This is a genomic window from Ancylobacter defluvii (genome assembly GCF_018390605.1).
In the GTDB taxonomy this organism is placed as follows: domain Bacteria; phylum Pseudomonadota; class Alphaproteobacteria; order Rhizobiales; family Xanthobacteraceae; genus Ancylobacter; species Ancylobacter defluvii.
In genome coordinates this window covers 519,944-536,771 of sequence record NZ_JAHBGD010000005.1, presented here as the reverse complement: position 1 = coordinate 536,771, position 16,828 = coordinate 519,944, and the positions used below count along the sequence as shown (strand labels likewise).

At 69.2% G+C, this 16,828-nt stretch carries 18 protein-coding genes; 8 read left to right on the top strand and 10 right to left on the bottom strand.

The window, feature by feature from the left end:
* The first annotated feature begins 350 nt into the window (after window positions 1-350).
* The 7 genes from KHC24_RS05155 (at window position 351) to KHC24_RS05125 (ending at window position 6,720) form a co-directional block, all read left to right on the top strand.
* Window positions 351-632 carry an acyl carrier protein gene (locus tag KHC24_RS05155; RefSeq protein ID WP_213360002.1) on the top strand — a complete coding sequence of 94 codons (282 nt, stop codon included), beginning with the start codon at window positions 351-353 and terminating at the stop codon, window positions 630-632.
* Between the two features lie 38 nt (window positions 633-670).
* Window positions 671-1,186, top strand: coding sequence for a 3-hydroxyacyl-ACP dehydratase FabZ family protein (locus KHC24_RS05150; RefSeq protein WP_213360000.1), 516 nt, complete (start codon window positions 671-673; stop codon window positions 1,184-1,186).
* Window positions 1,179-2,360 (top strand): beta-ketoacyl-ACP synthase, encoded by a 1,182-nt coding sequence (locus KHC24_RS05145; RefSeq protein ID WP_213359998.1) that lies wholly within the window; start codon window positions 1,179-1,181, stop codon window positions 2,358-2,360. Before KHC24_RS05150 ends, KHC24_RS05145 begins: the two co-directional genes overlap by 8 nt.
* Before the next feature lie 149 nt (window positions 2,361-2,509).
* Window positions 2,510-3,790: a beta-ketoacyl-ACP synthase gene (locus KHC24_RS05140; protein ID WP_213359995.1), complete on the top strand. Its 1,281-nt coding sequence runs from the start codon at window positions 2,510-2,512 to the stop codon at window positions 3,788-3,790.
* Window positions 3,791-3,968: 178 nt separating this feature from the next.
* Window positions 3,969-4,721, top strand: coding sequence for an SDR family NAD(P)-dependent oxidoreductase (locus KHC24_RS05135; protein WP_213359992.1), 753 nt, complete (start codon window positions 3,969-3,971; stop codon window positions 4,719-4,721).
* A 36-nt stretch (window positions 4,722-4,757) separates the two neighbouring features.
* Window positions 4,758-5,780 (top strand): zinc-binding dehydrogenase, encoded by a 1,023-nt coding sequence (locus KHC24_RS05130; RefSeq protein ID WP_213359989.1) that lies wholly within the window; start codon window positions 4,758-4,760, stop codon window positions 5,778-5,780.
* 31 nt (window positions 5,781-5,811) lie between these two features.
* Entirely contained in the window at window positions 5,812-6,720 is a 909-nt protein-coding gene (locus KHC24_RS05125; protein WP_213359986.1) for a lipid A biosynthesis lauroyl acyltransferase, read from the top strand.
* Window positions 6,721-6,747: 27 nt separating this feature from the next.
* Here the strand turns inward: KHC24_RS05125 and KHC24_RS05120 are convergent, their stop codons facing one another.
* From KHC24_RS05120 to KHC24_RS05075, 10 genes are all read right to left on the bottom strand, one after another.
* On the bottom strand, window positions 6,748-7,140 hold the full coding sequence (locus KHC24_RS05120; protein WP_213359984.1) for a VOC family protein: 393 nt from the start codon (window positions 7,138-7,140) through the stop codon (window positions 6,748-6,750).
* Between the two features lie 45 nt (window positions 7,141-7,185).
* On the bottom strand, window positions 7,186-8,025 hold the full coding sequence (locus tag KHC24_RS05115) for a Pnap_2097 family protein (RefSeq protein WP_213359979.1): 840 nt from the start codon (window positions 8,023-8,025) through the stop codon (window positions 7,186-7,188).
* A 4-nt stretch (window positions 8,026-8,029) separates the two neighbouring features.
* Entirely contained in the window at window positions 8,030-9,304 is a 1,275-nt protein-coding gene (locus KHC24_RS05110) for an MSMEG_0569 family flavin-dependent oxidoreductase (RefSeq protein WP_213359976.1), read from the bottom strand.
* Window positions 9,301-9,618, bottom strand: coding sequence for an MSMEG_0570 family nitrogen starvation response protein (locus KHC24_RS05105; RefSeq protein WP_213359974.1), 318 nt, complete (start codon window positions 9,616-9,618; stop codon window positions 9,301-9,303). The genes KHC24_RS05110 and KHC24_RS05105 overlap by 4 nt, the downstream gene beginning before the upstream one ends.
* Window positions 9,611-10,801: an MSMEG_0565 family glycosyltransferase gene (locus KHC24_RS05100; protein ID WP_213359972.1), complete on the bottom strand. Its 1,191-nt coding sequence runs from the start codon at window positions 10,799-10,801 to the stop codon at window positions 9,611-9,613. Before KHC24_RS05100 ends, KHC24_RS05105 begins: the two co-directional genes overlap by 8 nt.
* Window positions 10,801-11,781: a sll0787 family AIR synthase-like protein gene (locus tag KHC24_RS05095; RefSeq protein WP_213359970.1), complete on the bottom strand. Its 981-nt coding sequence runs from the start codon at window positions 11,779-11,781 to the stop codon at window positions 10,801-10,803. Before KHC24_RS05095 ends, KHC24_RS05100 begins: the two co-directional genes overlap by 1 nt.
* A 1-nt stretch (window position 11,782) precedes the next feature.
* The gene (locus tag KHC24_RS05090) at window positions 11,783-12,337 is read right to left on the bottom strand and encodes an MSMEG_0567/Sll0786 family nitrogen starvation N-acetyltransferase (RefSeq protein WP_213359969.1); all 555 of its coding nucleotides are present in this window, start codon (window positions 12,335-12,337) and stop codon (window positions 11,783-11,785) included.
* Complete coding sequence (locus KHC24_RS05085) at window positions 12,334-13,464, bottom strand: MSMEG_0568 family radical SAM protein (protein WP_213359967.1); 1,131 nt, start codon at window positions 13,462-13,464, stop codon at window positions 12,334-12,336. Before KHC24_RS05085 ends, KHC24_RS05090 begins: the two co-directional genes overlap by 4 nt.
* Entirely contained in the window at window positions 13,379-14,434 is a 1,056-nt protein-coding gene (locus KHC24_RS05080) for a Nit6803 family nitrilase (RefSeq protein WP_213359965.1), read from the bottom strand. The genes KHC24_RS05085 and KHC24_RS05080 overlap by 86 nt, the downstream gene beginning before the upstream one ends.
* Before the next feature lie 61 nt (window positions 14,435-14,495).
* Window positions 14,496-14,978 carry an MSMEG_0572/Sll0783 family nitrogen starvation response protein gene (locus tag KHC24_RS05075; RefSeq protein ID WP_213359964.1) on the bottom strand — a complete coding sequence of 161 codons (483 nt, stop codon included), beginning with the start codon at window positions 14,976-14,978 and terminating at the stop codon, window positions 14,496-14,498.
* A gap of 453 nt (window positions 14,979-15,431) precedes the next feature.
* Here KHC24_RS05075 and KHC24_RS05070 point away from each other — a divergent pair, with 453 nt between their 5' ends.
* Complete coding sequence (locus KHC24_RS05070) at window positions 15,432-16,814, top strand: aminotransferase-like domain-containing protein (RefSeq protein WP_213359956.1); 1,383 nt, start codon at window positions 15,432-15,434, stop codon at window positions 16,812-16,814.
* The last annotated feature ends 14 nt before the right edge of the window (window positions 16,815-16,828 follow it).

The window sequence follows — 16,828 nt, the reverse complement described above, 5'->3', positions numbered from 1 at the left end:
TACCGATGGTCACCGTCTCGCCGCGTTCGGCGGCCGGCAAGCCGTATGCCGGCCACTCTCCGCGGTCGTGGCGACGGTCGCGTGAAGTGACCGCAGGATAGGCTGGAATCGGTCTTCCCGCCATGACGATAGGGTGTCGATGCGGTGGCGCGGGGCGGCGGCGCGCATGACACAGATGCGACACCGCGCTGTGGGCACAAGAGATTGCTGTGCCGGCGCCATTGAATAGCCGGGCGCGCTTAGGTATACGGGCCGTCACCCACGCGGGAGGCCTGACGGGACGAGCGCCCGGCGGGCGTACTCCGATTCACATCGTGGCCGGACGCGGCCACAGAGACCAGAGGCATTCCATGTCGTCCACGTTCGAGACCGTCGCCAACATCATCGCCGAAACGTGCGACATCCCGCGCGAGAACATCACGCCGGAAAGCCACGCCATCGACGATCTCGGCATCGACAGCCTGGACTTCCTCGACATCGCCTTCGCCATCGACAAGGCGTTCGGCATCAAGTTGCCGCTGGAAAGCTGGACGCAGGAAGTCAACGAGGGCAAGGCGACCACCGAGCAGTATTTCGTGCTCAAGAACCTCTGCGCCCGCATCGACGAGCTGATCGCCGCCAAGTCCGCCTGAGCGGACTGGCACGGCATACGAGCAGGCGCAGGCAGGATATGCGGCTCGAATATTTCCAGATGGTCGACAAGGTGCTGGCTCTCGATCTCGAGGCCCGCACCCTTCGCACCGCCAATATCGTGCCGGACAAGAGCCCGATCTTCGAAGGGCACTTTCCGGGTCACCCGCTGCTGCCCGGCGTGCTGCTGTTCGAGATCATGGCGCAGAGCTGCGGCATGCTGCTGCTGCGGCTGCACAATTACGACCGCATGGCGTTCCTCGCCTCGGTCGACAAGGGCAAGCTCCGCACCTTCGTCACCCCCGGCCAGGTCATCGAGGTTTTCGCCGAGATGGTGCATGACGGCTCGGGCTTCGCGCGGCTGAAGGCCGAGGGCCGGGTCGAGGGCAAGCTCGTGTGCAATGCCGAGGTGACGCTCAAGACCATGCCGTTCCCGGCGCCCGAGCTGCGCGGCTATCTCCTCGAAACCGCCGAGCGCATCGGCATGCCGATGGGCACCCCGGCCGAACTCGGCTCGTCCGCCCCGGCGAGCGCAGGAAACCTTACGCATGTCTAAGCGTCGTGACGTCTGGATCACCGGCATCGGGCTCGTCTCGTCGCTCGGTGAAGGGCTGGAGGCCCACTGGGCGGCGCTGAACGACGGCAAGCCGGTGGTCGACGAGACGGGCTTCGCGCCCTACATCGTCCACCCGCTTCCCAAGATCAATTTCGATACGCAGATCGCCAAGAAGGGCGACCAGCGGCAGATGGAACCCTGGCAGCGCATCGGCACCTATGCCGCCGGGCTGGCGCTGGATTCGGCCGGCATCAAGGGCAACAAGGACATTCTCGGCAACACCGACATGGTGGTGGCGGCCGGCGGCGGCGAGCGCGACCAGTCGGTCGACGGCGCCATCCTGACCGAGATCGAGAAGCAGCCGAAGCCTGACGTTTTCCTGAACGAGCAGTTGCAGTCCAACCTGCGCCCGACACTGTTCCTCGCCCAGCTCTCCAACCTGCTGGCCGGCAATATCTCCATCGTGCACGGCGTCACCGGTTCCTCCCGCACCTTCATGGGCGAGGAAAGCTCGGGCACCGATGCGGTGCGCATCGGCTTCTCGCGCATCGCCGCCGGCACCAGCGAGATCGCCCTGGTCGGCGGCGCCTATAATGCCGAGCGGCGCGACATGCTGCTGCTGTTCGCGCTGAAGCAGCTCGCCAAGAACGCGCCCTGGTCGCCGGTGCTCGCGAACGCCGACGGCGTGCCGACCGGCTCGGCCGGCGCCTTCCTGGTGCTGGAGAGCCCCGAGCACGCCACGGCGCGCGGCGCCAAACCGATCGCCAAGCTCTCGGGCATCTGGTCCGAGCGGGCGCGGCGCGGCGAGGACGGCGCCGTCGAGGCGACGCTGGCGACGATGATCGCCACCGCCCGCGGCGACACCGCCGAGGGCACAGCCATTCTTTCCGCCGCCTCGGGCGCGCCGGAGCCGACCAAGGCCGAAGCCCTGGTGCTGGGGCGCGCCGGCCTGCCGGTGCGCTCGGTGACCGACCGGGTCGGCCACGGGCTGGAGGCGCAGATGCCGGTGGCGCTGGCGATCGCGGCGCTGACGGTCTCGCAGGGCCGGCTGTTCCCGCCGCTCGCCGGCGAGACGCTGGAAAAGCCTTTCGATGCACCGCTGAAGCGTGTCATCGTCACCGGAGTGGGGCATTGGCGCGGGGAAGGCGTGGCGCTCGTGGAGCAAGTCGACTAGAGCCTGTTCCGCAGAGGGAGAGGAACCTCTGCGACCGGAACGGGCTTTCGCCGGCCGACTCTAAAGCGTTTTCTTATCGACCAGACGCAACCATCTGATCGATAAGAGCTAAAACCGCACGGGGAGCGCAAGCTCCCGAGGAGCACATCATGGCGTCCTATACCGACAAGGCCGGTCGGCCGATTGTCGTCGTCACCGGCATGGGGCTGGTGACTTCGCTCGGCCAGGGCAAAGAGGACAACTGGGCCAAGCTGACTGCCGGCAAGTCCGGCATCCACCGCATCACGCGCTTCCCGCTCGATTCGATGCGCACCACCATCGCCGGCACGGTGGATTTCCTTTCCGAAAGCGGACGCACCGCGCCGGACCTTTCCGAGCAGCTGGCGCAGCTGGCGGCGGACGAGGCCATCGCCCAGTCCGGCATCGGCTCCAGGGGCAACTTCCCCGGCCCGCTGTTCTGCGCGGTGCCGCCGATCGAGATCGAATGGCCGCAGCGCCGCATCCTGGCCCAGGAAGCCTCGGCCAACGGCCCGGTGACCTATGACGACCTGCTGCGCGCCGCCGAGACCCATGATCATGGCAACTGGCACGAGCGCTTCCTCTACGGCTCGATCGCCGACCACCTCGCCGACCGCTTCGGCACCCGCGGCCAGCCGATCTCGCTGTCCACCGCCTGCGCCTCGGGCAACACCTCGATCCAGCTCGGCGTCGAGGCGATCCGCCGCGGCGATTGCGACGCGGCGCTGTCCATCGCCACCGACGGCTCGGTGACGGCGGAAGCGCTGATCCGCTTCTCGCTGCTCTCGGCGCTGTCGACCAATAACGAGGTGCCGGAAGCCGCCTCCCGCCCGTTCTCCAAGAACCGCGACGGCTTCATCATCGCCGAAGGCGCCGGCGCGCTGGTGCTGGAAAGCATGGAGCACGCGGTGGCGCGCGGGGCGACCATCCTCGGCGTGGTCGAGGGCGTCGGCGAGATGGCCGACAGCTTCCACCGCACCCGTTCCTCGCCGGACGCCAAGCCGGTGATCGGCTGCATGCGCGCAGCGCTGGCCGACGCCGTGGTGAGCCCGGACGAGATCGACTACATCAACGCCCACGGCACCTCGACGCCGGAGAACGACCGCATGGAGTTCACCGGCATGAGCGCGGTGTTCGGCGAGCGGATCGGCAGCATTCCGCTGTCCTCCAACAAGTCGATGATCGGCCATACGCTGACCGCCGCCGGCGCCATCGAGGCGGTGGTATCGCTGCTGACCATCCAGAACGGCCGGATCCCGCCGACCATCAATTACGAGACGCCGGATCCGGCGATCCCGCTCGACGTGGTGCCCAACGTCGCCCGCGACGCCCAGGTGACGCGGGTGATGTCGAACTCGTTCGGCTTCGGCGGGCAGAATGTCTGCCTGATCCTCACGGGCGAGCCGGCGTGAAGGCTTTTGTCTTGGCGCCAGCGATGATCTCGCCGCTTTCTTCTCCCTCTCCCCGTGGGGGAGAAGGCTGGGGTGAGGGGTCTTGCGCGCGCACGGAACTCCCAGGCGCCCTTCCCCCTCACCCGGCGCTGCGCGCCGACCTCTCCCCCTCGGGGAGAGGTGAAGGAAGGGGGCGCGCATGACGACTTCCCGCATTCTCGTCACCGGCGGCGGGCGCGGTGTCGGTGCCGCCATCGTGCGGGCGCTGGCGCTCGGCGGCTTCGAGGTGGTCTTCACCGTCCGCACCGCCGTCACCGAGGCCGAGGCGCTGATCGCCGCGATCAAGGCCGAGAAGCCGGACGCGGTGCTGGAGGCGCGGTCGCTCGACCTCGCCGACAAAAGCGCGGTCGATGCCTTCGCGGCGCAGATCGCCGAGGAGCGGTTCTTCGGCCTCGTCCACAATGCCGGCATGAGCTACGACACGCTCGCCGCCATGGTCGACCAGGACAAGGCCGAGCGGCTGATGCAGGTCAATTACTGGTCCTTCGTCAAGCTGGCCGGCACGCTGATTCGCCCGATGACGCGGGCGCGGGCCGGGCGCATCGTCGCCATCGGCTCGATCGCCGCCGACGTCGCCAATGCCGGCAACGCCATCTATGCCGGCTCCAAGGCGGCGCTGGGCGGCTATTGCCGCACGCTCGCCATCGAGGGCGCGCGGCGCGGGGTGACGGTGAACGTGGTCGCCCCCGGCTTCGTCGATACCGAGATGCTGGCGCCCTATGCCGCCTACCGCGCCAATGTCGAAAAGCAGATCCCGGCCGGGCGTTTCGCCAGGCCGGAGGACGTGGCCGGGGTGGTAGCCTTTCTTCTTTCGCCCGGCGCGGGCTATGTCACCGGCGCGACGCTGCCGGTTGACGGCGGCCTCACCGCTGCTCTAGCCATCCAGCGCTGATTTTTCGTTCCGCTCTTGAAGGAAGTGAGCCACGCCATGCGCGCGCTTCAACTCGTCTCCGACCGCCAGCTCGATCTCGTCGACCTCCCCGCCCCCGACGCCCCGGCGCCGGGCGAGGTGCAGGTCTCCGTCAAGGCGCTGGCGCTCAACCATATCGACGTGTGGGGCTGGCGCGGCATGGCCTTCGCCAAGCGCAAGATGCCGCTGATCGTCGGTGCCGAGGCGGTGGGCGAAGTCACCGCCATCGGCGAGGGCGTCACCCGCTTCAAGCCGGGCTCGCGCGTCGCCATGTATGGCGCGCTGACCTGCGGCCAGTGCCGCATGTGCAAATCCGGCCGCGACAATCTCTGCGAGGAAGTGGCCGGGGTGATGGGCTTCCATGTCGACGGCTTCGCCCGCGACGCGCTCAACATCAAGGAGCGGCTCTGCGTGCCGATTCCCGACGGGATCGACTGGGTGGATGCTGCCACCGCGCCGGTCACCTTCTCCACCGTCGAGCACATGCTGTTCGACAATGCCAAGCTGGAGCCGGGCGAGACCATCCTCGTCCATGCCGCCGGCTCGGGCATCGGCACGGTGGCGATCCGCATGGCCAAGGAGATCGGCTGCACGGTGATCACCACCGCCGGCGACGACGAGAAATGCGCCAAGGCGGTCGCGCTGGGCGCCGACCACGTCATCAACTACAAGACCGACCGCTTCGAGCACGAGGTGCGCAAGATCACCAAGAAGAAGGGCGTCGATGTGGTGTTCGAGCATGTGGGCGCCGAGACCTGGAACGGCTCGCTGCTCTCCATGCGCCCCGGCGCGCGGCTGGTCACCTGCGGCTCGACCTCCGGCGTGTCGGTGAACATGAACCTGATGCAGCTGTTCCAGCGGCAGTACCGCATCATCGGCTCGTTCGGCGCGCCGATCCGCGCCATCGCCGACGGGCTGACCCGCATGGCGCGCGGCGTGAAGCCGGTGATCGATTCGCAGTTCCCCCTGGAGGATTTCACCAAGGGGCTGGAGCGGCTGGAGACCCGTCGGGTATTCGGCAAGGTCGTCATCACCTTCTGATCGTTTCCGAGACGCGGGTGGCAACCGGCCTGTGAGCATTTCCCTGCCCTGGTACAAGCGGCTGCGCGACACCGTGCTCTCCGGCACGGTGTGGGCGCTGATCCGCATGCTGCGCGCGGTCAGCGCCGAGCGGGCGGCCGAGGCCGGCGCCTTCTGGGCCAAGCTGATCGGCCCGCGCACCTCCGTGCACCAGCGCGCGCTGCGCAACCTCAGGCGCGCCTTCCCGGAGAAGAGCGAGGCCGAGCGCGAGGCCATCGCCCGCGGCATGTGGGACAATATGGGCCGCGTCGCCGGCGAGTTCGTGCATCTCGACCACATCTGGCAGTTCAACATGTGGGAGCCGGCCAAGAGCCGGATCGAGGTATCGGGCGCGACGCAGTTCATCGCCATGCGCACCGATGGCAAGCCGGCGCTGATCTTCACCGCGCATCTCGCCAATTGGGAGCTGCCGGCCATCGCCGCCGCGGCGCAGGGGCTGGACAGCGCGGTGCTGTTCCGGCCGCCGGACAACGACTTCCTCGCCGGGCTGCTGCTGAACCAGCGCGCCAAGGTGATGGGCAATCTGGTGGCCGCCTCGCATGTGGCGGTGTTCGAGCTCGCCACCGTGCTCGACCAGGGCAAGCATCTCGGCATCCTCGTCGACCAGGACCGGCGCGGCGGGCCGACGGTGGAGTTCTTCGGCCATCCCTGCACCGCCAACCCGACCATCGCCCGGCTGGCACGGCTCTATGAATGCCCGGTGCACGGGGTGCGGGTGATCCGCCTGCCCGGCGGACGCTTCCGCATCGCCTGCACGCCGCCGCTCGACCTGCCGCGCGACGCCAGCGGCAAGATCGACGTCGATGCCTCGATGCAGGCGATCACCTCGGTGGTGGAAGGCTGGGTGCGCGAGCACCCCGCGCAGTGGACCTGGTTCTATCGCCGCTGGCGGGAAGCCTGAGCGCCGGGCCTGGCTTCGCCCCGCGCCCTACCCTTCCGGCGCGTGGCAGCAGACGCATAGCTTGTTGCCGTCCAGATCGCGGACATAAGCGCCGTAATAATGCGGGTGATAGTGCGGGCGCAGGCCGGGCGCGCCGGCATCGGTGCCGCCGCCGGCCAGCGCCAGCGCGTGCCAGCGGTCGACCAGCGCCCGGTTCGGGGCGAGGAAGGCGATCATCTGGCCGTTGCCGGCCTCGTGCGCGCCGTCGAACGGCCGGCCGATGAGGAAAAGCGGCCGGTCGGCGTCCGGCGGCTTCCAGCCGGCCCAGTGGTTCTCCGGCTCGGCGAATTTGAGATCGAGCCCGAGCAGCGCCATCAGCGGCGCATAGAAGGCCAAGGCGCGCTCATAATCGCTCACGCCGACACGCATATGCGAGAACATCGCCCCCTCCCCCACACGGCTTCCGGCCGGGCCGCGGCACCTAGCCTAGACGGCTTGTAGCGGAGCGCCCGCGGCCTCGCCATGGCGAAGAGTGACGATCTCCGCCATCAGCACCCCGTCGGAGGCCCGGCGCAGCGCCGAGGCGATGCGCGCCTCGCCTGTCGCCGTGGGAAGCAGGCAGGTGGCGACATCTATGCGGTCGCCGGCATCGAGATTGGCGTGGAAGCGTACCGTCCGCTCGCGCACCGGCGTGTCCGCCGCCGCCTTCCACCGCGTCGCGTGCAGCGCGCGCTCGGCGATGGCGACATAGGCCGGGAAATACAGGAAGCCGGCGCCGTTGAAATCCTCCGGCGGGCAGGGCGTGAAGCTGAACGCCTCCGCCGGCCCCGGCGCCTCGGCGAGCGGCGGCACCTCCGGCTGGAGCTGTCCCCAAAAAGGCAGCTCGGTGAGGCCGGGCACCTCGACCCGGCAGACGCGGCGGTTCGAGCCGCCCTCGCGACGGATGAAGGCCGAGACCAGCGTCACCAACCCGGCGGCCTCACCGCCGATCTCCAGCGCGTGCTGGCTGATCAGCTGGGTGCGCGTCAGCCGCCACAGACAGGAGCGGATGACCAGCCCATCATCCTCGCGCGCCAGATCGAGGCGCGCCGCCTCCAGGCGGAGCTGGCGGAAGGCGGCGTAGACGCGGTTGCCCTCCCAATCCTCCACCGCCGAAGCGGGGCGTCCGATGCGGGCGGCGAGCAACTGCCAGTGCACGTCGCCGAGCTGCTTCAGCAGCCAGCTCTCCGACAGGCCCTGCGGCACCAGATGCGGCATGCCGAGCCGCACCACCGTCTCCCAGGCCGGTTCCATGACGAGGCGATGCGAGGGGGCGACGAGGCTCATGGCGCTACCCCGCCTGCGCCATGAGTTGCCGCGGCGCGGCGACGGCGGCGGTTAAATGCTCCACCACATGCTCGGCATCGGCGGCGACGCCGAGGAAGCGGCCGGACCCCCAGGTCCACAGCCAGGGCAGGCCGAGCACATAGAGCCCCGGCACGGCAGTGACGCCGCGCCGCTGCACCGGATAGCCGGTGCCGTCGAAGATCGGCAGGCCGACGAAGGACCAGTCCGGCCGGAAGCCGGTGGCCCAGATCACGCTGGTGATGCCGGCCGCCGCGAGATCGAGCTCGGCCGGCTCCTCGGCCGGCTCCCAGAGCGGGACATAGACGGAAGGCGGCGGCGCCTCGATGCCCTTCTCCGCAATGTGACGGTCGATCAGCGCGTTGATGCCGTTATAGACGCGGTCGGCGGCATCGAGATTGCTCGTCAGGTCCGCCTCGAACAGCATGCGGCCACCGGAGACACCCTTCACCCGGCCATAGAGCGCCATGCCGTCCTGCGCGAAGCGGCGCAGGTCGATGTCGCGGCCACCGTCGCGGCCGGTGAGATAATGGTTGGTGTCGTGGCGCTTCTTGCCCATGCCGTCATCGGCGATGGTGATGTTGTACTGGCCGATGTCCCACAGCCAGTCCACCACTTCGCGGCCGCGATAGAAGCGGGCGCAGCGCGGCGCATTGCCGGTGGCGAGGTGCACCTTGCGGCCGGCGAGGTGCAGATCTTCGGCGATCTGCGCCCCGGACTGGCCGGAGCCGACCACCATCACCGCGCCCGGCGGCAGTGCCTCGGCACTGCGGTAGTCGACGGTGTGCAGCTGGAGGATGTCGTCCGGCAGCCGCTCGGCGGCGCGGGGGGTGGAGGGCGTGCCATAGAGGCTGGTGGCGAGGATCACCGCATCGGCGGTGAAGCTGCCGGCCGAGGTCTCGACGCGAAAGCCGGCGGCGTGCCGCTCCACCGCGGTGACGGCGGTGTGCTCCAGGATCGGCGGCTTCACCTTGGCCTTGAAGCGGTCGAGATAGCCGAGGATCTCGTGCTTCACCATGAAGCCGTTGGGGTCGTCGCCATCATAGGGATGGCCGGGAAGCTGGCACTGCCAGTTGGGGGTGACGAGGCAGAAGGCGTCCCAGCGCTCGTCGCGCCATTTGTGCATGGCGGTCTTCTTCTCGACGACGAGATGATCGATGCCGGCGCGGGAGAGATGGAAGCTGGCGGACAGGCCGGCCTGTCCGCCGCCAACGACGATGGCGCCGTAATGGCCGCCGTTCTGCGCGGTGCGGGAAGTCATCGGGCGGATCCTTCGGCAAATCCTTGGGGAAGCAGGAATTGGAGGCAGGCGACTTTCGCCTGCGGCTGATCGGCGAATGTCGTGGCGCGGCTCTCCAGCCGCGCCAGCTGGCCGAGCGCCAGCGAACAGGGATGGCCGTAACGGGCGGCCACGCGTTCCGAGGCGACGGTGAGCGCGATGCGGGCGCGGGCCATGAACTCGGCCAGCGGATAGACCTCGCCCTCCTCGAAATGATCGCGGATGACCAGCGAGGGCGAGTAGCACTCCTCCGTCGCGCCGTCGGGCCAGGCAATGCGGAACCTCATCTCAGGCATGGAGCGATCTCCGGGCGATTTCCGCGAGGCGGGTGTAGAGGGGCAGATGCGCGCGGGCGACGCGCGTCCAGTCGTGGCGGGCGGCGACTTTGAGGCCGCGCGGGGCGAACACCTCGCGGACGCCCGGCCGCAGCGCGAGCGCCATGGCGTCGGCGATGGAGGCCGGGCGGTGGGGGTCGCACCAGATCGCCTCGTCCTCGGCGAGATATTCGGTGAAGGGCGCGATATGCGAGACGATGACCGGCACGCCGCAGGCCATCGCCTCCAGCACGCACAGGCCGAAGCCCTCCTTCACCGAGGCGAACACCAGCGCGTCGGCGAGCCGGTAAAGCCGGGCCATGTCGGCATCGGCGAGCGGCCCGGTGATGTGGACGCCATGACCGCCGTGGATGCCGCCGCCATGGATGCCGGTACCATGGGCCAGCCGGGCGGCGAACTCCTCCCGATAGGCGCTGTGGTCGAGCAGCGAGGCGCCGCCGGCGACGATGAGCTCGGCATCCGGGCGCAGGGCGCGCAATTGCAGGAAGGCGTCGAGGATGCGCAGGGTGTTCTTGCGGGCCTCGATGCCGCCCACCGCGAGGAAGGCCGGGCCGGCGCCGAGGCCGAGACTTTCCCGCAACGCGCCCTCCCCGCCATCCGGCTGCGGGCGGAAGCGGGCGCCGTCGACGCCGTTGCCGGAAAGCTCGGCCTTGAGGCCATAGGCCTCGGCGAGATGCACCTGCCACTTGCGGCTCACCGTGAGCCAGCCATCCGCCGCGCGGATGGCGCGCTCCTGCAAGGCGGCGAGGCGCGGATCGGCGAATGCATCGATGTGGTGCACGGTGCGGATGAAGCCGGGGATGCGGCCGTGCGCCTTCAGCGTCGCCAGCGCATTGCCGGAGATGCCGTCATGGGCGTGGAACAGATCGAAGCCGTCGGTTCCCGCCGCCTCGAAATGGGCGACATAATCGGCGATGCGCTGCTCGACCATCTCGGTCATGCCGGCCGGTGCCGGGCCGACCTTGAAGGCCACCGCCTCGCAGCGCGGCGGGCGGAAGAAGCCGGCGCCCGTGAAGTCGGGGGCGTGCAGCACCGGCCGGTGGCCGAGATCGGCCAGCGCCTCGCACAGCTGCATCGCATGCACGACGCCGCCGCGCGGATTGGTCGAGTGGGAGAGCACGGCGATGCGCAGGGAGGAAGCCATCACGCCATCTCCTCCTGCTTCGCGCCGAGCCCCATCAACCGTTCGGCGGCGTAGTCGCGGATGAGCGCGCGATGCGGGCCGCTCGCCACGCTCACCGCATGGCCGGCCGAGACGGTGCCGATGGCGGCGGCGGCGATGTCGCGGGCGGCGAACAGCGCGAGGACGGCGTCCGCCTCTTCCGGCGCCGCCGTCAGCAGGAAGCCGAAGCTGGGGAAGCTCCTGAGCCAGCGCGCCAGCTCGACGCCTTGCGGCAGCGGGATGGCGTCGAGGTCGATATCGATGGCGACATCCGAGCATTCCGCCAGCATCACCGCCGTGCCGACGAGGCCGGCCTGGCTGATGTCCTTGGCGGCGCGGGACAGGCCGCGCTCGGCGATTTCCGGCAGCAGCGCGAGGTCGGCGCGCAGGCGCTCCGGCGGGACGGCCAATGCCGCCTGCCAGTTGTCGAACGGCTCGCGCCAGCCGCCGCGCTGGTCGATGGCGGCGATCAGCACCTCGCCCGGGCGGGCGTCGAAGCTGGTGAGCAGGCACTTGCCGGCGCGGCCGAGCACCGCCACGGCCAATTGCTCCTGTGTGGTGTGCAGATTGGAATGGCCGCCGACGATCGGCACGCCGTAAGCCTCCGACGCCGCCCGCATGCCGTCGAGCACCGCCGCCGCGTTGTCCGCGTCCTTGGCCCACACCGCATCCACCACCGCCAGCGGGCGCCCGCCCATGGCGGCGATGTCGGAGAGGTTGACCATCACCCCGCACCAGCCGGCGAACCACGGGTCCGCCGCCACGAAGCCGTTGATGAAGCCCTCGATGGCGAACAGCAGATGCCCGTCGCCATCCGGGATGGCCGCGCAGTCGTCGCCGACCGGCACGCGAGCGCCCGAAAGCCCGAGACGGGCGGCGACGTCGCCGATCTCGGCCTTGGCGGCGAGGCCGGCATTGGCGCGGAGTTCGTCGACGAGGGTGGCGAAGGCGCTCGCATCCATCTCAGGCCGCCTTTCGTGGCAGGGCGGTGAAGCCCCATTCCGGCGAGAAGCAGGGCGGGTAATGCGCGAGGTCGGCCTGCATGCGGAAATGCTTGCGGCCGTGCAGCTCGACCTCCTCGACGATGCGCCAGTGCAACCGGCGGAACAGCAACGCGTTCTGCTCCTGCACATGGGCGAGGAAGGTGGTGCACCCCATGGCGTGGGCCGAGGAGACGGCGAGCCTGATCAGCGTCGCGCCCAAGGCACCGACGCTGCGATACTCGGCATCCACCGCCAGCCGCGAGCCCCACCACAGGCCCGGCGCCTCCTCATGGATGCGCACCGTGCCGACCACCCGGTCGGCCGCCACGCCGAGCATGGCCAGCGCCACGATGGGAATGGCGTAGTCATCCACCCGGTCGCGGTCATCGCCTTTGAACAAGGCCTGCTCATCGCAGAACACCGCGCGGCGCAGCGCATGGGCCCCTTCGCGCTCCCAGCGCGAGGCGGCGAATTTCACCTGATAGGCGCTGGCGAGGAAGGGCTGCGGGAACGGAACGCCGCCGTCGATGATCATGGCGCCAGCCTCCGCTCATAGGTGGCGAGCGCCGAGCAGGCGCCGCAGCGGCCGCAGCCGGCCTTGATGTCGGTGGACTTCAGCCCGCCCTCGACCAGCATCTTCGACAACGGCGCCAGGATGGAGCCCATGAAGGTGGAGGACGGCGTCGGGTGGCTCTCCAAAGGCGTGCCGGAGATCGGCACGAACGGCACCACGAACGGATAGACGCCGAGCGCGATCAGCTTCTCGCTGATCGACAGGATCGCCTCCGGCGTGTCGCCGAGCCCGGCGAGGATATAGGTGGAGACCTGCCCGCGGCCGAACACCGGCACCGAGGCGGCAAACGCCTGCATGTATGTCTCGACCGACACCTGCGCCTTGCCCGGCATGATGCGCTGGCGCACCTCCGGGGTGACGGCTTCCAGATGCATGCCGAGCGCGTCGGCGCCAGCATCCTTCAGCCGCTGGAACCAGCCGAAATCTTCCGGCGGCTCGCTCTGCACCTGCACCGGCAGGTCGACCGCCGCCTTCACCGCCCGCACGCTCTCGGTGAGGATGGCGCAGCCGCGATCATCGCCTTTCGGCGTGCCGGTGGTCATCACCATGTGCTTCACGCCGTCGAGTTCGACGGCGGCCTTCGCCACCTCGGCGAGCTGCTCAGGCGTCTTGTGGGCGATGGTGCGCCCGGCCGCCAGCGACTGGCCGATGGAGCAGAACTGGCAGGTCTTGGTGCGGCTCTGGTAGCGGATGCAGGTCTGCAGCACCGTCGTCGCCAGCACGTCGCGCCCGTGCAGCACGGCGATCTTGTTGTAGGGAATGCCGTCGGCGGTAGTGAGGTCGTAGAAGCGCGGCCGCGCCGGGAAGCTCACCTCGCCGACCTTGCGGCCGTCGCGGATGATCTGGCTGCGGCCGGCGGCGTCCGGCTTCTCGACGACATAGGGACTGTCGAAGGCCGGGGCGGTGTGGACGGGGACCATCACCGTCATGCCGTCCAGCGTCAGCGCCTTGTGGTCGGAGGGGCCCGCCCCGCCGCGCCGGCTCTCCACCCCCGCCTTGGGGTCAGACAGCCGCGCGCCGAAGGATTGCAGTTCGCTGATCAACAATTCCGTCGGCAAATCCTGCGGCAGGTTCGTTGCGTTCTCCATCGAAGAGGCTCCCGGCTTCGGTTGGACGGCTGAGGGGGGCGTTGAGGTGCAGCGGCTGGGCGGGGCGGGCATCGAGCACGAGGTGCATGAGCTCCGGCCGCGCGTAATGGCCGACCGAATCCATCATCCGCTTGCGCTTGGTGATGAGGCCGAGGTCGAGATCGGCGACGAGAATGCCCTCGCCTTCGGTCAGCGGCGGCACCACGTGCCGTCCCTCGGGCCCGATGATGGCGGTCATGCAGCCGCCGCGCAGGGCGTTCTGGAGGCCCGTATCCGGCGTCACCGAGGCGATCTGCTCCTCGGTGAGCCAGCCGGTGGCATTGACCACGAAGCAGCCGCTCTCCAGCGCGTGGTGGCGGATCGTCACCTCGATCTGCTCGGCGAAGATCGGCCCCACCAGCGAGCCGGGGAACTGCGCGACGTGGATTTCCTCGTGCTGCGCCATCAGCGCGTAGCGGGCGAGCGGGTTGTAGTGCTCCCAGCAGGCCAACGCGCCGACCCGGCCGGCGGCGGTGTCCACCACCTTCAACCCGGCGCCATCGCCCTGCCCCCAGATCATCCGCTCGTGGAAGGTCGGGGTGAGCTTGCGGCGCTTGAGCTTGAGCGTGCCGTCGGCGTCGAAGATCAGCTGGGCGTTGTAGAGCGAGCCGTGATCGCGCTCGTTGATGCCGAGCACGATCACCATGCCATGGCGGCGGGCGGCGGCGGCCATCGCCTCGGTCTCGGCGCCGGGCACGGTGACGGCCTGATCGTAGAGCCGCAGATGCTCGCGGCCGGAAAGCACCGGCGGCAGCACGAAGGAGAAATACGGGTACCAGGGGACGAAGGTCTCCGGGAACACCAGGAGCTGCACCCCCTTGCCCGCCGCCTCCGCGACGGCGTTCAGCACCTTCTCCATGGTGCCGGCGCGGGAGGTCAGGTCCGGCGCGATCTGCACCGCCGCGGCGCGGATGGTCTGGCTGTCGGTCATCGTCGCTCCTCGTGGAAGGGGCCGGCGGGCAAGCCCGCCTGCGCCCGGTGGCTAACCCGGCTCAGAGCGTCCAGGTGTCGAGGATGACGGCGTTGGCGCGCTTGTGGAGCAGCACCACGTCGAGCACGTCGAGCGGGCTGATCGGCGTGATCCCTTCGATCAGCGAGGGCTCGCCATGGCCATACAGCGCCTGCAAGGCGAAGCGGCAGGCATAGACCTTGCCACCCTCGGCGATGAACTTCTTGATCTGGTTGTTGAAGTTCTGGTGGCCGGGAAAGGCTTCGTCGCCGATCTTCGGGAAGCCGCGCTGCACGCCGAGCAGCACGCCGGGGCCGTAGAGCAGCACCGAGGTCTCGTAGCCCTTGCGCTGGAGACGGGTGGCCTGAAGCAGGTTGACGAGGCCGATCGAGCCCTCGAAGGCCACGGTGTGGAAGGTGACGAGCGCCTTTTCGCCGGGTTCGGCTTTGACGTCCTCGAACAGCTTCTCCTCATAATCGACGAAGAAGTCACCGGCCTTGTGGGCGGGATGGGTCACGGCGGGCATGGGTCGCTCCTTGTTGCGGTTCGCCCGGAGGGGCATGCAACAGGAGAGCAACGGACGTGCCAACAATGAAGCAATCAACTTTGCAATCAATATTGGTATTATTGTACTTTAAAACTAGTCAATTCACTTGAACCTCCCGTCAATGCCCGCCATTCTCGGTGATGCGGGTCGCATCAGCCTGCCGAAGTTTCCCGCAGCGGGGCCTGCAACAATGTGCGGTCAATCCGCCGCGACGGCGCCACAGGCAGGTGACAGGGGTGGCGGAAGGCGATAGGCAGCCGGCTGAGGGTTAGGCCGGAGGCGGCAGCTGGCGCGTGCACCTCCTTGCTCCCTCTCCCCGACGGGGAGAGGGGTGGGGTGAGGGGTCTTCTTGGCTTCCCGATGTCCCCTCACCGACCCGCTGCGCGGGCCACCTCTCCCCAATGGGGAGAGGAAGAGAAAGAGAAAACGGCGATGAAGGACTGGGTGCCGCAGATCGAGGGTCGCGAGGGGCCACGCTATCTCGCCATCGCCGAGGCCATCGCCGCCGACATCGCCGCCGGCATCCTGGTGCCCGGCGACCAGTTGCCGCCGCAACGCCGCCTCGCCGCGACGCTCGGCGTCGACTTCACCACGGTGGCGCGCGGCTATGTCGAGGCCGGCAAGCGCGGGCTGATCGAATCCACCGTCGGGCGCGGCAGCTTCGTGCGCAAGGCGGTCGTCGAGACGAGGCCCCCCGCCCCGCAGCGGCTGCGCGCTGCCGACTTCACCATGAACATGCCGCCGGAGCCGGACGATCCCGAGCTGATCGCCCGCATGCAGGACGGCTATGCCGCGGTGGCGCGCGACCTGATGCCGCTGCTGCGCTACCAGGGCTTCGGCGGCTCGCCGCTGGACAAGGACGCAGCTTCCGCCTGGCTCGGCCGCCGGGCACTGGTGCCGGCGCAGGAGCGCATCTTCATCACGCCGGGCGCGCATCCGGCGCTGGTCGGCATCTTCTCGCTGCTGGCCAAGGCCGGCGACACCGTGCTGTCGGAGGCGATCACCTATCCCGGGATCCGGGCGATCACCGCGCAGCTGGAGCTCAACCTCGCCGGCGTCGAGATGGACGCCGACGGCATCGTACCCGAGGCGCTGGAGCAGGCGATCCTGCGCCACCGGCCCAAGGCGCTCTACCTCAACCCGACGCTGCAGAACCCGCTGACCATCACCACGCCGGAACGCCGGCGCACGGCGATCTGCGCCATCGCCCGCCGCCATGGGCTGCCGATCGTCGAGGACGACGCCTATGGCTTCATCGCCGCCTATGGCCCGCCGCCGCTGGCGGCAATCGCGCCCGACATATGCTGGCACATCGCCGGCCTCGCCAAATGCATCGGCGCCGGGCTGCGGCTCGCCTATGTGGTGGTGCCGGACACCCGCTCGGGCTGGTCGTTCAACGCCGCGATGCGGGCGGTGGCGGTGATGGCCTCGCCGCTGATGGCGGCGGTGGCGACACGCTGGATCGACGACGGCACCGCCGACACCATATTGCGGTTCATCCGCTCGGAGACGGCGGCACGGCAGAAGATCGCCGCCCGCTTCTTCGAGCCGGGCACCTATCTGTCGGATCCGCTCAGCTTCAACATCTGGCTGCCGCTGCGCAATGGCTGGAGCTGCCCGGCCTTCGCCGCCCATGTGCGCAGCACCGGCATCGGCGTGGTGGCGAGCGACGCCTTCACCGTCGGCGGCACGCCGCCGGAGGCGGTGCGCGTCGGCCTCGGCGGGCCGGTGAGCCGCGCCCAGCTGGAGCGCGGGCTGGAATTCATGGGGCACACGCTCGAGGTGTCGCCGGAGATGGCGGCGAGCTACTACTGAGGCCCGCGCAAACA